General features: G+C 42.5%; 14 protein-coding genes. 12 read left to right on the top strand and 2 right to left on the bottom strand.

Translation table 11 applies throughout. From position 1 onward, the window contains the following. Window positions 1-125: 125 nt before the first annotated feature. The 4 genes from hflX to glnA all read left to right on the top strand — a co-directional run bounded on the left by hflX (window position 126) and on the right by glnA (window position 4,701). Window positions 126-1,382, top strand: coding sequence for a GTPase HflX (hflX, locus tag PBF_RS14815; protein ID WP_035330685.1), 1,257 nt, complete (start codon window positions 126-128; stop codon window positions 1,380-1,382). Window positions 1,383-1,395: 13 nt separating this feature from the next. Then, window positions 1,396-2,667 carry an aminotransferase class I/II-fold pyridoxal phosphate-dependent enzyme gene (locus PBF_RS14810; protein WP_035330683.1) on the top strand — a complete coding sequence of 424 codons (1,272 nt, stop codon included), beginning with the start codon at window positions 1,396-1,398 and terminating at the stop codon, window positions 2,665-2,667. 188 nt (window positions 2,668-2,855) lie between these two features. Next, window positions 2,856-3,263 carry a MerR family transcriptional regulator gene (locus PBF_RS14805; RefSeq protein ID WP_035330681.1) on the top strand — a complete coding sequence of 136 codons (408 nt, stop codon included), beginning with the start codon at window positions 2,856-2,858 and terminating at the stop codon, window positions 3,261-3,263. Window positions 3,264-3,366: 103 nt separating this feature from the next. Continuing rightward, window positions 3,367-4,701 (top strand): type I glutamate--ammonia ligase, encoded by a 1,335-nt coding sequence (gene glnA, locus PBF_RS14800; RefSeq protein WP_035330680.1) that lies wholly within the window; start codon window positions 3,367-3,369, stop codon window positions 4,699-4,701. A gap of 112 nt (window positions 4,702-4,813) precedes the next feature. Here glnA and PBF_RS14795 read toward each other — a convergent pair whose 3' ends face one another. Continuing rightward, window positions 4,814-5,098 carry a DUF4257 domain-containing protein gene (locus tag PBF_RS14795; protein ID WP_009330566.1) on the bottom strand — a complete coding sequence of 95 codons (285 nt, stop codon included), beginning with the start codon at window positions 5,096-5,098 and terminating at the stop codon, window positions 4,814-4,816. Between the two features lie 285 nt (window positions 5,099-5,383). Beyond that, window positions 5,384-6,007, bottom strand: coding sequence for a transcriptional repressor LexA (lexA, locus tag PBF_RS14790; RefSeq protein ID WP_035330678.1), 624 nt, complete (start codon window positions 6,005-6,007; stop codon window positions 5,384-5,386). A 158-nt stretch (window positions 6,008-6,165) separates the two neighbouring features. Between lexA and yneA the strand changes: the two genes are divergently transcribed. The 8 genes from yneA (at window position 6,166) to PBF_RS14750 (ending at window position 13,193) form a co-directional block, all read left to right on the top strand. Then, entirely contained in the window at window positions 6,166-6,498 is a 333-nt protein-coding gene (gene yneA / locus PBF_RS14785) for a cell division suppressor protein YneA (protein WP_035330676.1), read from the top strand. A 9-nt stretch (window positions 6,499-6,507) separates the two neighbouring features. Next, window positions 6,508-7,155 carry a YneB family resolvase-like protein gene (locus tag PBF_RS14780; protein WP_035330674.1) on the top strand — a complete coding sequence of 216 codons (648 nt, stop codon included), beginning with the start codon at window positions 6,508-6,510 and terminating at the stop codon, window positions 7,153-7,155. A gap of 141 nt (window positions 7,156-7,296) precedes the next feature. Next, window positions 7,297-7,530, top strand: a complete 234-nt coding sequence (locus PBF_RS14775; RefSeq protein WP_035330672.1) for a DUF896 domain-containing protein — start codon at window positions 7,297-7,299, stop codon at window positions 7,528-7,530. Between the two features lie 224 nt (window positions 7,531-7,754). Further along, the gene (gene tkt / locus PBF_RS14770) at window positions 7,755-9,761 is read left to right on the top strand and encodes a transketolase (RefSeq protein WP_035330670.1); all 2,007 of its coding nucleotides are present in this window, start codon (window positions 7,755-7,757) and stop codon (window positions 9,759-9,761) included. Window positions 9,762-10,023: 262 nt separating this feature from the next. Beyond that, window positions 10,024-10,461: a sporulation inhibitor of replication protein SirA gene (sirA, locus tag PBF_RS14765; protein ID WP_035330668.1), complete on the top strand. Its 438-nt coding sequence runs from the start codon at window positions 10,024-10,026 to the stop codon at window positions 10,459-10,461. Between the two features lie 86 nt (window positions 10,462-10,547). Then, on the top strand, window positions 10,548-10,763 hold the full coding sequence (locus tag PBF_RS14760) for a YneF family protein (RefSeq protein ID WP_009330559.1): 216 nt from the start codon (window positions 10,548-10,550) through the stop codon (window positions 10,761-10,763). Window positions 10,764-10,897: 134 nt separating this feature from the next. Continuing rightward, the gene (locus PBF_RS14755; RefSeq protein ID WP_235192262.1) at window positions 10,898-11,338 is read left to right on the top strand and encodes a DUF6376 family protein; all 441 of its coding nucleotides are present in this window, start codon (window positions 10,898-10,900) and stop codon (window positions 11,336-11,338) included. A gap of 106 nt (window positions 11,339-11,444) precedes the next feature. Beyond that, window positions 11,445-13,193, top strand: coding sequence for an ABC transporter transmembrane domain-containing protein (locus tag PBF_RS14750; protein ID WP_035330665.1), 1,749 nt, complete (start codon window positions 11,445-11,447; stop codon window positions 13,191-13,193).

Here is a 13,193-nt window from a genome sequence, read left to right as displayed (position 1 = left end):
CATTTTTTTTGTCATTTCAAATGGACGGTGCAAAAGCCTGTGTTTAGCGGTAAAAATTAGTATTTGAAATTGTTTTTTGTTATGATGTTATCAATTAAAATAAGCATATGAAAGAGGGATGCTGGTTGGAGCATAAGCCAGATTATGAAAAAGTCATTCTTGTGGGCTGTCATACTGATGATGATGACCAGCGGTTTGAATATTCAATGGAAGAATTGGAATCGCTGACTGAAACTGCAAACGGAAAAGTTTTAGCTTCGATTACTCAAAAAAGGGAACGTGTCCATCCGTCTACATATATTGGAAAAGGGAAAGTAGAGGAACTGGCTGCACTTCAGGAAGAAATGGAAGCAGATATTATCATTTTTAACGATGAGCTCTCATCTAGCCAGGTCCGCAACTTATCTGCAGATTTGGATGCCAGGATCATTGACCGCACACAGCTGATTTTGGATATTTTTGCGCAGAGAGCGCGTTCTAAAGAAGGGAAGCTACAGGTCGAATTGGCACAGCTGCAGTATCTGCTGCCTCGCCTGTCAGGACAGGGTGTCCAGCTTTCAAGGCTTGGAGCGGGAATCGGCACAAGGGGACCAGGTGAGACCAAGCTTGAATCAGACCGCCGCCATATCCGCCGCCGCATTGATGATATTAAGACCCAGCTTTCCGTCATTGTGCAGCACCGTGACAGATACCGTGAACGCAGGAAGAAAAACAAAGCATTTCAAATTGCGCTTGTCGGCTACACAAATGCAGGGAAATCCACGATTTTTAACAGGCTGTCCGAAGCGGATTCCTATGAAGAGAACCAGCTGTTTGCCACACTTGATCCGATGACCCGCAAGCTGATTTTGCCAAGCGGATTTATCACACTTGTGACAGATACAGTCGGATTTATTCAGGATTTGCCGACTACTCTTATTGCAGCCTTCCGTTCCACTCTGGAAGAAGTTAATGAAGCAGATCTTCTTCTTCATGTGGTCGATATGTCCAATCCCGATTATTACCAGCATGAGCAGACAGTCAATAAACTGATAGAAGATTTGGAAAATGATAAAATACCGCAGCTGACGGTATATAATAAAAGAGATTTAAGGCATCCTGATTTTGTCCCGACCGCTAGAACAGAAACGATTCAGATCAGTGCCTTTAAAGAAGATGACCGCAATGAGCTGAAACGGAAAGTCGAGCAGATGATCCTGGGAATGATGAAGCATTATCATGTGGAGGTGCCTTCGACAGAGGGAAAACTGCTGTCACAGCTCAAGAACGAAACCGTCCTGAGGGAATTGACTTTCAATGAAGATAAAGAGCTCTATGTTTGCAAGGGCTATTACCTCGAAGACCATCAGATTTCAGGGCATTTAATGAAATATACCGTATAGTTAGGAGAACATCATGTTTCAACAGTTATCAAAAGGAGAAAAGCTCCAGCCGATTGTAAAAGAAGTGGAGCAGAAAATTTCAGAGGTATTAAAGAGTATTGATGAGCGGATTGATGAGAATCAATACCGTGTATTAAAGAGCTTTCAAAATTTCAAAGTCAGCGATTCGCATTTCATTCCTTCAACCGGATATGGATACGATGATATCGGCAGGGATACATTGGAGGAAATATATGCTGAGGTTTTCGGCGGGGAAGCAGGATTGGTCCGCTCTCAGATTATATCAGGCACGCATGCCATTTCCATTGCACTCTTTGGCGTATTGCGGCCGGGTGATGATTTGCTGTACATCACCGGAAAACCTTATGACACACTGGAAGAAATTGTTGGAATCCGGGGAACTGGAAACGGTTCGCTGAAAGAGTTCGGGATTGGATACAATAGCATCCCGCTGAATAAAGATGGAAGCATTGATTATCCTGCAGTTGAAAAAGCAATTAAACCGAATACGAAAATGATTGGCATACAGCGTTCTAAGGGATACGCAACAAGACCATCATTCACAATCGAACAAATAGAAGAAATGATTCAGTTCGTAAAAGAAATTAAGCCGGATGCGATTGTTTTTGTTGATAATTGCTATGGAGAGTTTGTTGAAGACCGAGAGCCTTGCCATGTTGGGGCAGACTTGATGGCCGGGTCGCTAATCAAGAACCCTGGAGGGGGGATTGCCAAGACTGGCGGTTATATTGTCGGGAAAAAAGAATGGGTGGAAGCCTGTTCCTACCGAATGACTTCACCGGGAATTGGTGCAGAAGCGGGTGCATCCCTTTACAGCCTTCAGGATATGTATCAGGGCTTTTTCCTGGCTCCCCATGTTGTCGGTCAGGCTTTGAAAGGGGCTGTTTTTACAGCAGCACTGCTTGAACGGCTTGGAATGAACTCCAATCCAAAGTGGGACAGTAAAAGAACCGATTTAATCCAATCTGTTCAATTTGATGATAAAGAAAAAATGGTGGCTTTTTGCCAGGCGATTCAATTTGCATCTCCTGTTAATTCCCATGTAACTGCCTATCCTGCTTATATGCCAGGATATGAAGACGATGTTATCATGGCAGCGGGTACTTTTATTCAGGGGGCAAGCATTGAACTGACGGCTGATGGCCCCATCAGGCCTCCATATGTTGCTTATGTTCAAGGCGGAGTTACTTATTCCCATGTGAAAATGGCTGTATGCATCGCGCTGAACCAATTGCTGGAAAAAGGTTTAGTCCAAATAAATTAGGTGAATATTAAGAAGGACAGCTACATAGTTAGTTGTCCTTTTCTGTTTCTTTACTGAGAATTATATAAAAATATGAAAGGCAAAAATTTTTTGAAAAAATCATGTTATAAAAGCTAACATATAGTTGACAGATAATCTGACATTACATATAATAAACTCAAGAAGTAATTGAAAAGGGGGAGAAATAGTTGACTGGAAGCGAAATTCGACGTTCCATGCCGCTTTTCCCAATTGGTACTGTCATGCAGCTGACTGACCTGACCGCCAGGCAGATTCGCTATTATGAAGAGCACCAATTAATTTCTCCAGCTAGAACTGACGGAAATAGAAGGCTTTTTTCCTTAAACGACATCGATGTCCTTCTGGAAATTAAAGATTTGATTGATCAAGGCGTGAACATGGCTGGGATCAAGCAACTATTTTTCGTAAAAGAACAGCAAGCGATAACTGAAAACATGAATAAGCAAGCAGAAAAAGCGAGACGCGATCTATCAGATGAAGAAATCCGGAAACTCCTTCGCAAGGAAATAGTGCAGGCGGGCCGATTTAATCGTTCATCATTGCGTCAGGGCAACATGCATCGCTTTTTTCATTAAAAAAAGCCGTTTTTAAGCTCGTTGATATTGTCTTGGATTTCTGAGCGCACATTAACAGAGCAAAAAATAAATCACTCATGTAAATTTAAGGGAGGAACTACCAGTGGCAAAGTTTACTAAAGAAGATATTAAGCGAATTGCAGAAGAGGAAAATGTAAAATTCGTCCGTTTACAGTTTACGGATATTCTTGGAACTATCAAGAACGTTGAAATTCCGATCAGCCAGCTTGAAAAAGCCCTTGATAACAAAATGATGTTTGATGGATCTTCAATTGAAGGCTTTGTACGTATTGAAGAATCAGATATGAACCTTTATCCTGACCTTGATACCTGGGTGGTATTCCCTTGGACAGCTGAAAAAGGGAAAGTTGCACGCCTTATCTGTGATATCTACAATCCGGATGGAACTCCATTCCTCGGTGATCCCCGCAGCAACTTAAGACGAATCTTACAAGAAATGGAAGAGTTAGGATACTCTGATTTCAACTTAGGACCTGAGCCGGAATTCTTCTTATTCAAGCTTGACCAGGCTGGAGAGCCGACTCTTGAACTGAACGACAATGGCGGATACTTTGACCTTGCGCCAACTGACCTTGGTGAAAACTGCCGCCGCGATATCGTGCTTGAGCTTGAAGAAATGGGCTTTGAAATTGAAGCTTCTCACCATGAGGTTGCACCTGGACAGCACGAAATTGACTTCAAATATGCTGATGCTCTTACAGCTTGCGACCAAATTCAGACATTCAAGCTTGTTGTTAAAACAATTGCCCGCAAGCACGGCCTGCACGCGACATTCATGCCAAAACCGCTGTTCGGTGTTAACGGATCAGGTATGCACTGTAACGTTTCCTTATTCAAGGATGGCAAAAATGCATTCTTCAACGAAACTGGTGATCTTCAATTAAGTGAAGATGCACGTCACTTTATCGCAGGCATCATCAACCATGCGACAGCATTTACTGCAGTAACAAATCCAATTGTTAACTCTTATAAGCGTTTGGTGCCTGGTTATGAAGCACCTTGTTATGTTGCTTGGTCAGCTCAAAACCGTTCACCGCTTATCCGTATTCCGGCTTCCCGTGGTGTAAGTACACGTGTTGAAGTAAGAAGTGTAGACCCTGCTGCAAACCCATACCTTGCAATGGCTGTACTTCTAAAAGCTGGCCTTGACGGAATCAAGAACAAATTGACTCCTCCGGCACCAGTAGACCGCAACATCTATGTAATGAACAAGCAGGAACGTGAAGAAGAAGGCATTAAGGATCTTCCGGCTACATTGGCTGCTGCACTTGATGAGCTTAAGAAAGATGAAGTCATCGTGTCCGCTCTTGGCGAACATATCTTTGAACACTTCATTGAAGCGAAGGAAATTGAGTGGGATATGTTCCGTACGCAAGTGCATCCATGGGAGCGCGAGCAGTACTTGAGCATGTACTAAGAAAATAGCAACCCCTGGCCGTTCGAGCCGGGGGTTTTTTATCATTTAAAATACAAAAACCCCGTTTAAAGATGAACGAGGTTTTAACTAATTTGTATTTCCCTGCATGTCTCTATTCTTTATGTCTTATCTTTAAGAAATCGAGACATGTCAGCAGTGCATCTCCTCCAAATCCTGCAATTACCGCCAGGAGAACTACCTTTAAGGCAGAATCAGGATCTGAAGATACGACCAAAAAAACAGCCGCTAAAGCCCCCATGATTACTTCTTCAAAGACCCCCAGATAGATGAACTTTTTTGTTCTTCTGGGTTTGACCATTTTGCCTTCTTTCCGAATATGTCCAACGACACCAACCAGCCCACCAATCAACAAAGCGAAGGTAATGTTCAAAAACATTTTTTCTTCACACTCCTAAAGTCGAGATTTTGGACAAGCGACCTTAGGTTGATTCTCGGTGTATTACCATTATATAGAAAGGGGCTATAAAATAACATGCATAAAAATACCGAATTTTCTGAACGTTAAATTAGTCTTACTTAACTGTAACTTTATGTCAAAAGAAAAAGTGTCAGTTACTTTCGTATGATTTCACTAATAGCATCAGGTAATAGGAACTGATAATCTTCTTAAAATTGGGGAAAATAAAAAGCAGGCAATGACTGCCTGCTTTTTATCATTCTATTAATGCATATGGCGGTATACACCTATAACTTTGCCGAGGATGGAAACATTTCGAAGTATGATAGGTTCCATTGTAGAATTTTCCGGCTGAAGACGGATATAGTCTTTCTCTTTAAAGAATCTCTTGACAGTTGCTTCATCTTCCTCTGTCATTGCTACCACGATGTCTCCATTATTGGCGGTGCTCTGCTGTTTGACAATGACATAGTCGCCATCCAGGATTCCGGCTTCAATCATACTTTCACCCATAATTTCAAGCATGAATACATGCTCATCAGCAGGTGCCATTCTTTCTGGAAGAGGGAAATAGTCTTCTACATTCTCAATTGCCGTTATCGGCTGCCCTGCAGTTACTTTACCGACGATCGGGACATTGACTGCACTAACCTTGGGAATGTTTGAAGCCTCGTCCAAATCTAAAATTTCAATAGCGCGTGGTTTAGTAGGGTCTCTGCGGATCAGCCCTTTGCTTTCAAGCCTGGCGAGATGACCGTGAACGGTCGAGCTTGAGGCCAGGCCGACTGCTTCCCCGATTTCCCTAACAGAAGGAGGATATCCTCTCAATTTAACTTCTTCTTTTATAAACTCTAATATATCTTGCTGCCTTTTTGATAATTTCACCATCTTTACGCACCTCGTATGTGTTTTTGTTGTCTCAATTATAGCATCAATTACCATATGATACAAACATAAGTTCGAATTTTTATTGACACAAAACAAATGTTCGGTCTATAATAAAAAGTAACAAATACGAACATATATTCTTTTTGAGGTGGTATATCATGCTGAACAAATTGTGGAAATCATATTCTTATGCTATTATTCTCTTCGTTTTAAGCCTGGCAGCATCATTAATAATGCTCGTGCAGATAGAAACACCTGATACGGAAAAGTTTGTGAAAGTCACTGTTGCAGAAGGTGATTCTTTATGGAAGATTGCTGAAAATTTTTCTTCTGAGCATTCTCTGTCTACAGATCAATTTATTAATTGGGTAGAACGAAATAATGGGATAGCGGCAGGAAGGATTTTTCCGGGGGATGAAATTGTCATTCCAGTAAAAGCACTGAATAATCAGCCATATAAAGAGCTTGCCAGTTCAAACCTTAAAGAATAAGGAGAAGTTATGAAAGCAATTATTTACTGCAGAGTTAGTACAACAAAGGATACTCAGGAAACGTCCCTTTCAAGGCAGGAAGAAGAGCTGGTGAATCTGGCTGGAAAGCATGACTTTGAAGTAGTCAGAATCATCCGCGAACAAGCCAGCGGTTATGATCTTGAAAGAGACGGTATATTGGAGCTTTTAGACTTAATTAAAAGAAAGGATATTAAGGTTGTCCTCATCCAGGATGAAACCAGGCTGGGGAGGGGGAATGCCAAGATTGCGATTCTCCATTGCATCTTCAAAGAAGAGGTCCAGTTATACAGCATCTCTAATAACGGCAAGCTGGAGCTTTCGGAATCAGATTCGATGGTGCTGAGCATCGTAGGGATGGTTGAGGAATATCAAAGAAAGCTGCATAACATCAAAATCAGACGCGGCATGCAGCGGGCTGTTGATAAAGGATACAGGCCCGAGAAAAACCTAAGTAATCAGGGAGCAAATGGCGGCAGGGAGAGAATTGAGGTACCGATCGAGGAAATTGTCCGTCTGAGAAAAAACGAATTAACGTTTGCTGAAATTGCTGCTACGCTTAGGGGGTTTGGCTATAATATTTCCAAAGCAACTGTCCATAGAAGGTATAAAGAACATATTGATTCACTTGCTGAGTAGAGCACTTTTCTTGTCAAAAGTGCTCAATTTTAGTATGATGGCATGAGTTTCAGTATTGTTCCATATCTGAAGCTGCTGTATAATAAAAACTTCCATCAGAATTATTCAAAGGTAAACTTTTGATATAAAGGAGTTTTAATAATGCTGCCTAAACAAAAACTTGCCCGAATTAATGAACTGGCAAAGAAGGCCAAGGAATCCGGACTAACAGAAGCAGAAGCGAAAGAACAAACGTCTTTACGCAAAGAGTATTTGGAGACTTTCCGCTCTGGCATGTTAAACACGCTGAAAGGCGTTACAATCGTTGACCCGAAAGGGAACGATGTAACTCCGAAAAAGCTGAAAGATTTCCAAAATAAAAACCGCCTTCACTAATAATATAATTGCAAGGGATACACTGTGCTGTATTCCTTCTTTTAATAGAGGAGATGGCATTACTGATCTATCTCCGCTTTTTTTACATATGCCGGGTCTTTTTGTGTCAATATAGTAACAAACCGGCTTTTTTTGCCCTTTACCTGACCCTATTGGTTGTGAAAAAAAGGGACACCCGATAATATTAAAAGAGTGAAGAATTACTACTCGAAAGGATGTATTGAATGTTTAATCACACAGATGAACTATCCATCAGTTCCATTCGTACTTTATCAATTGACGCCATTGAAAAGGCAAACTCCGGCCATCCGGGCATGCCAATGGGAGCTGCTCCAATGGCTTATACACTTTGGACACGCTTCATGAACCACAATCCGAAAAATCCAGACTGGTTCAACCGTGACCGTTTTGTCCTTTCTGCCGGACATGGTTCTATGCTTTTATACAGCCTTCTTCATCTTTCCGGTTATGATGTTTCCATGAATGACATTAAAGAGTTCAGACAGTGGGGAAGCAAGACGCCTGGCCACCCTGAATTCGGCCATACTCCTGGTGTTGACGCAACAACAGGCCCATTAGGACAAGGTATTGCTATGGCTGTCGGTATGGCTATGGCTGAACGCCACCTGGCTGCAACATACAATAAAGGCAACTTCAATGTTGTTGATCATTATACATACAGCATCTGCGGTGACGGAGACCTTATGGAAGGGGTTTCGGCTGAAGCTGCTTCCCTTGCTGGACATCTGAAGCTGGGCAGATTGGTTGTTCTTTATGATTCAAATGATATCTCACTTGATGGAGACCTTGATAAGTCTTTCTCTGAAAGTGTTGAACAGCGCTTCAAGTCATACGGCTGGCAGTACATCCGTGTAGATGACGGCAATGATCTCCACGAAATTGCAAAAGCAATTGAAGAAGCAAAGCAAGACGAAAACCGTCCGACAATGATCGAAGTAAAAACGGTCATTGGCTACGGTTCTCCAAACAAATCAGGCAAATCTGATGTTCACGGTGCTCCTCTTGGTGCTGATGAATTGAAATTAACAAAAGAAGCATATAAATGGACATTTGAAGAAGACTTTCATGTTCCACAGGAAGTATATGATCACTTTAAACAGCAAGTTGTTGAAAACGGTGAGAAAAAGCAGCAGGAATGGGAAACCCTTTTTGCTCAATACAAAGAATCTCATCCTGAGTTAGGAAAACAGCTGGAGCAGGCGATCAATGGTGAGCTTACTGAAGGCTGGGATAAAGACATCCCTGTTTATGAAGAAGGGAAGAGCCTAGCAAGCCGCGCTTCTTCCGGTGAAGTGCTAAATGCAATCGCGCAAAATCTGCCTTCATTCTTTGGGGGATCTGCTGACCTTGCAGGCTCTAACAAAACAATGATAAAAGGTACGGGTGACTTTACGGCTGAATCATTTGACGGCCGCAACATCTGGTTCGGTGTACGTGAATTTGCAATGGGTGCTGCATTGAATGGTATGGCTCTTCACGGCGGATTAAAAGTTTTCGGCGGAACATTCTTCGTGTTCTCTGATTACCTGCGCCCGGCAATCCGTCTGGCTGCACTTATGAATCTGCCTGTAACGTATGTTTTCACACATGACAGTATCGCTGTCGGTGAAGACGGCCCTACACACGAGCCTGTAGAACAGCTTGCTGCATTGCGTGCAATGCCAAACCTTTCTGTTGTCCGCCCTGCTGACGGAAACGAAACAGCAGCTGCATGGAAAACAGCAATCGAATCAACAAACAAGCCAACTGCACTAGTATTGACCCGTCAAAACCTTCCTACATTAAAAGGAACGGATTCAGCGGCATACGAAGGCGTACAAAAAGGTGCTTATGTTGTTTCACCAGCTTCCAACAGCAGTGCGGATGTATTATTGCTTGCTGCAGGATCTGAGGTAAGCCTGGCTGTTGAAGCACAAAAAGCGCTTGAAGGCGAAGGCATCCATGCATCTGTAGTAAGCATGCCTGCCTGGGATCGCTTCGAGGCTCAATCAAAAGAGTACAAAGAAAGCGTAATTCCTAAGACAGTCAAGAAGCGTCTTGCCATTGAAATGGGATCTTCACTTGGATGGCACCGTTATGCAGGAGACGAAGGCGATGTTCTTGCAATCGATACCTTCGGCGCATCTGCTCCAGGTGAGAAGATTATGGAAGAATACGGATTCACAGTTGAAAATGTTGTAGCACGCGTAAAAGCATTGCTGCAGGGATAATATTAACTGACGAGGGAGAGCTGAGAGGCTCTTCCTTTTTTGTGTTTCAAAAAAAAGGATTACATTTCAGTAAAACGGGAAAATGACATAGTAACTATTTTGATCAGCTAATTTAGCAGCTCTTCCACCAAGAATCCTCATAATCAACTGAATTCTTCGTTTTCGACAAAATTAGTGAAAGTTTTTAACATCTTCAGACACATTCCTTATATTTGGTTGCTTATAATTGAAAGAAATGGATTGTCCCGGAAGGAGGGGCCAGATGAGAGCTTATCAATTGTATTTAATAGAAGATGAATTTGCGTCCCATTATTTTGGCAGAGAGCGAATGTTTTTTCAGTTGTTTGAAGAGTATGAGTGTTCATCAGGTGAAATGAAGTCTATTCTATCGAAGCAAATTGATTTTGTGACTAAGCCAATCCCGGGTTTGAAAGTGCATCAATATATCCATCAGCAGCTGCAGCGAAAAAAAGACTTTATTATAGAAAAAAGTGCATACTATATAGAGATGAGCAAAAGAAGCAGGGCGAAGCTTGAAGTATTTGAACGGAGCCTGGTTTTAGAAGCGGCTGGCAGCTATGAGGCCGAGACGGTATTTTTCGAAGTGCTGCGAAAAAGCGAGTCTTCCTTCCTGGCTGTTGACCTCCAGCATAAGCGCTATGGGTGGCTAAAACCGATAAAAGAGAGAAAATTCGTCTAAAATAAGAGAAAAAACGAAGCAAATATTGTATAATAACCTTTGGTCTAGTACACTGTATGATAGACAACATGAAGGAGGAAGTTAGTATGGGTATGTACATTCTAGTTGGTGTACTGGCGCTTCTTGCCGGTGTAGCACTAGGATTTTTCATTGCTCGAAAATATATGATGAGCTACCTGGAGAAAAATCCGCCAATTAATGAACAAATGCTTAAAATGATGATGATGCAAATGGGCATGAAGCCATCTCAAAAGAAGATCAACCAAATGATGAATGCCATGAACAAGCAGACTGGCAAGTAATCAGGGACAAGCATCCCATCGGAAACCACTTTTCTGTTACAATACAAGGAAGGTGGTTTTTTTATACCCATAATGAAACCTTCTTTGAAACAGTCCGTATTTATATTATGACAAATCATGAAAGGAACGAGCAAATGAAAAAAATAATTCTAACCGGGCTCCTTACCGTTTCTATGTTATTAAGCGGCTGTTCCGTTCTGGGAGAAGTGAATAATTCCATTGATTATGTTAATGAAGCGACTGAGCATATCAATACATTAAGCGACTTTGCTGAAGAGGCGCCGCAAATGATTCAGGAGGCGGCAGCGGATCCGGCATTAAAACAGGAACTTGAAGACAGATTGACAACACTTAAGCAGGAAGTTGAAGAGTTTATCGCCATTAAGGATATCCCGAAGCTGGCAGAAGATGTTCATCAGGAGCTGGTTACACAGAACGAAGCGCTTCTGGCTGAGATCAATAAAGTAATGGAAAACGGCAGCCTTGCGCTGGATCAGCTGGAGAACTCAGAGCTGTTCACTACCATTAATCAAGCAACAAACCTGATAAACAGGATAGAATCATTAGGGCAATAAGGCATCCAAATGGGTGCTTTTTTCTTGTGAGAAAAAATCTTCCTTATTTTCTCAATATTTGTTAAACTATTTAAGCTATTATGTTTCGAATTTCGGAGGATGGGGTATGAAGGTTTTTTTGGATTTGATGTGGTTTTTTAAGCAGGAGAAAAAGGCTTATGTAAACGGGATTATTCTGCTGTTATTTGTGGCAATGCTTCAGCTTGTGCCGCCAAAGGTGGTCGGCATTGTGGTCGACTCGATTAAAAATGGCGAGCTGACTGCAAAAGCCTTATTAATGTGGATAGGAATACTTGCTGTTGCAGCCCTCATGATGTATGTGCTCCGCTATTATTGGCGCATCATGATTTTTGGATCAGCGGTTAAGCTGTCCAAACTCCTGCGCAACAGGCTTTATCAGCATTTTACGAATATGTCACAGTCCTTCTACCAGAAAAAGCGGGTGGGGGACTTGATGGCCCATGCAACAAATGATCTGCAGGCGATTCAGCAGACGGCAGGAGCGGGGGTCCTCACATTTGTCGATTCACTGGCGACAGGCGGGTTCGTTATCATCGCCATGGCGACAACAATCAGCTGGAAGCTTACACTTATCAGTCTGATTCCGATGCCGTTCATGGCACTTTTGACAAGCTGGTATGGAACACTTCTTCATAAACAGTTCCACAAAGCACAGGAGGCTTTTTCTTCACTGAATGACAAAACTCAGGAAAGTGTTTCAGGAATTAAAGTGATTAAGACATTCGGCCAGGAAAAAGAAGATATTGAAGATTTCCGCAGGCAGTCTGAAGATGTAGTGCAAAAAAATATTTCTGTTGCACGTGTTGATTCTTTGTTTGATCCGACGATCAGCATTATTGTAGGGATCTCTTTCTTCCTATCTATTGCATTTGGATCAAGATACGTGATTGCAGGAGAGCTGACAATCGGGCAGCTGGTTTCTTTTACTGCCTATCTAGGTCTCCTGATTTGGCCAATGCTGGCATTTGGCTGGCTGTTCAACATTGTCGAGAGAGGCCGCGCCTCTTATGATCGAGTTTCTGCTCTTCTTGCAGAAGAAATCGATATTAAGGATGATGAAACTGGCATCAATGAAGTTCCGAGCGGTGATATTGAGTACAAGATTGAGAAGTTCGCCTATCCGGGTGAACAGGAAGCGCTGCTTGAGGATATTCATTTTAGATTGGAAAGAGGAGAGACTCTCGGCATAGCGGGTAAAACAGGGGCGGGCAAAACCACACTTCTGAAGCTATTGATCCGTGAGTTTGAAGGATATAAAGGGGAAATTCTTTTTTCGGGACAACCTATCAACCGCTATAAAATCGACAAGCTGAGGGAAGCGATTGGCTATGTCCCGCAGGAGCATTTCCTGTTCTCGGCCACCGTTGCTGAAAATATAGCTTTCACGAGGCCGGATGCAGACCTTGAAGATATTTATGCGGCAGCGAAACTGGCCAGTATCCATGAAGATATTCTCGAATTCACTGAAGGCTATAAAACCGTTGTGGGTGAAAGAGGGGTCTCGCTTTCCGGAGGGCAGAAGCAGCGTATTTCCATTGCAAGGGCTCTTGTAATGAATCCTGAAGTATTGATTTTGGATGACTCCCTTTCTGCCGTTGATGCGAAAACTGAGGAAGCGATCCTTACTTCATTGCGTGGTGAGCGGGCAGGCAAGACTACGATCATTACCGCACACAGGCTCAGCGCAATTCAGCATGCGGATCTCATATTGGTGCTGGATGAAGGGGAAATTGTTCAGCAGGGATCACATGAAGAACTGATGGCTGAAGAAGGCTGGTATAAGAATATGTATCTTCGCCAGCAGCTGGAAGAGCTTGTGGAGCATGGGGGATAA

Origin of the sequence: Cytobacillus firmus DS1 (genome assembly GCF_000565285.1) — a bacterium.
GTDB classification, from domain to species: domain Bacteria; phylum Bacillota; class Bacilli; order Bacillales; family Cytobacillaceae; genus Cytobacillus; species Cytobacillus firmus_A.
Note: the sequence above shows the minus strand (reverse complement) of the source record. Positions and strands in the feature narration are given on the sequence as shown.

Excerpts from the sequence above, each read along its gene's own strand:
- PBF_RS14810 (WP_035330683.1), top strand. The coding sequence starts at position 1,396 with ATGTTTCAACAGTTATCAAAAGGAGAAAAGCTCCAGCCGATTGTAAAA.
- PBF_RS14795 (WP_009330566.1), bottom strand. The coding sequence starts at position 5,098 with ATGTTTTTGAACATTACCTTCGCTTTGTTGATTGGTGGGCTGGTTGGT.
- lexA (WP_035330678.1), bottom strand. The coding sequence starts at position 6,007 with ATGGTGAAATTATCAAAAAGGCAGCAAGATATATTAGAGTTTATAAAA.
- yneA (WP_035330676.1), top strand. The coding sequence starts at position 6,166 with ATGCTGAACAAATTGTGGAAATCATATTCTTATGCTATTATTCTCTTC.
- PBF_RS14780 (WP_035330674.1), top strand. The coding sequence starts at position 6,508 with ATGAAAGCAATTATTTACTGCAGAGTTAGTACAACAAAGGATACTCAG.
- PBF_RS14775 (WP_035330672.1), top strand. The coding sequence starts at position 7,297 with ATGCTGCCTAAACAAAAACTTGCCCGAATTAATGAACTGGCAAAGAAG.
- tkt (WP_035330670.1), top strand. The coding sequence starts at position 7,755 with ATGTTTAATCACACAGATGAACTATCCATCAGTTCCATTCGTACTTTA.
- sirA (WP_035330668.1), top strand. The coding sequence starts at position 10,024 with ATGAGAGCTTATCAATTGTATTTAATAGAAGATGAATTTGCGTCCCAT.
- PBF_RS14760 (WP_009330559.1), top strand. The coding sequence starts at position 10,548 with ATGGGTATGTACATTCTAGTTGGTGTACTGGCGCTTCTTGCCGGTGTA.
- PBF_RS14755 (WP_235192262.1), top strand. The coding sequence starts at position 10,898 with ATGAAAAAAATAATTCTAACCGGGCTCCTTACCGTTTCTATGTTATTA.
- PBF_RS14750 (WP_035330665.1), top strand. The coding sequence starts at position 11,445 with ATGAAGGTTTTTTTGGATTTGATGTGGTTTTTTAAGCAGGAGAAAAAG.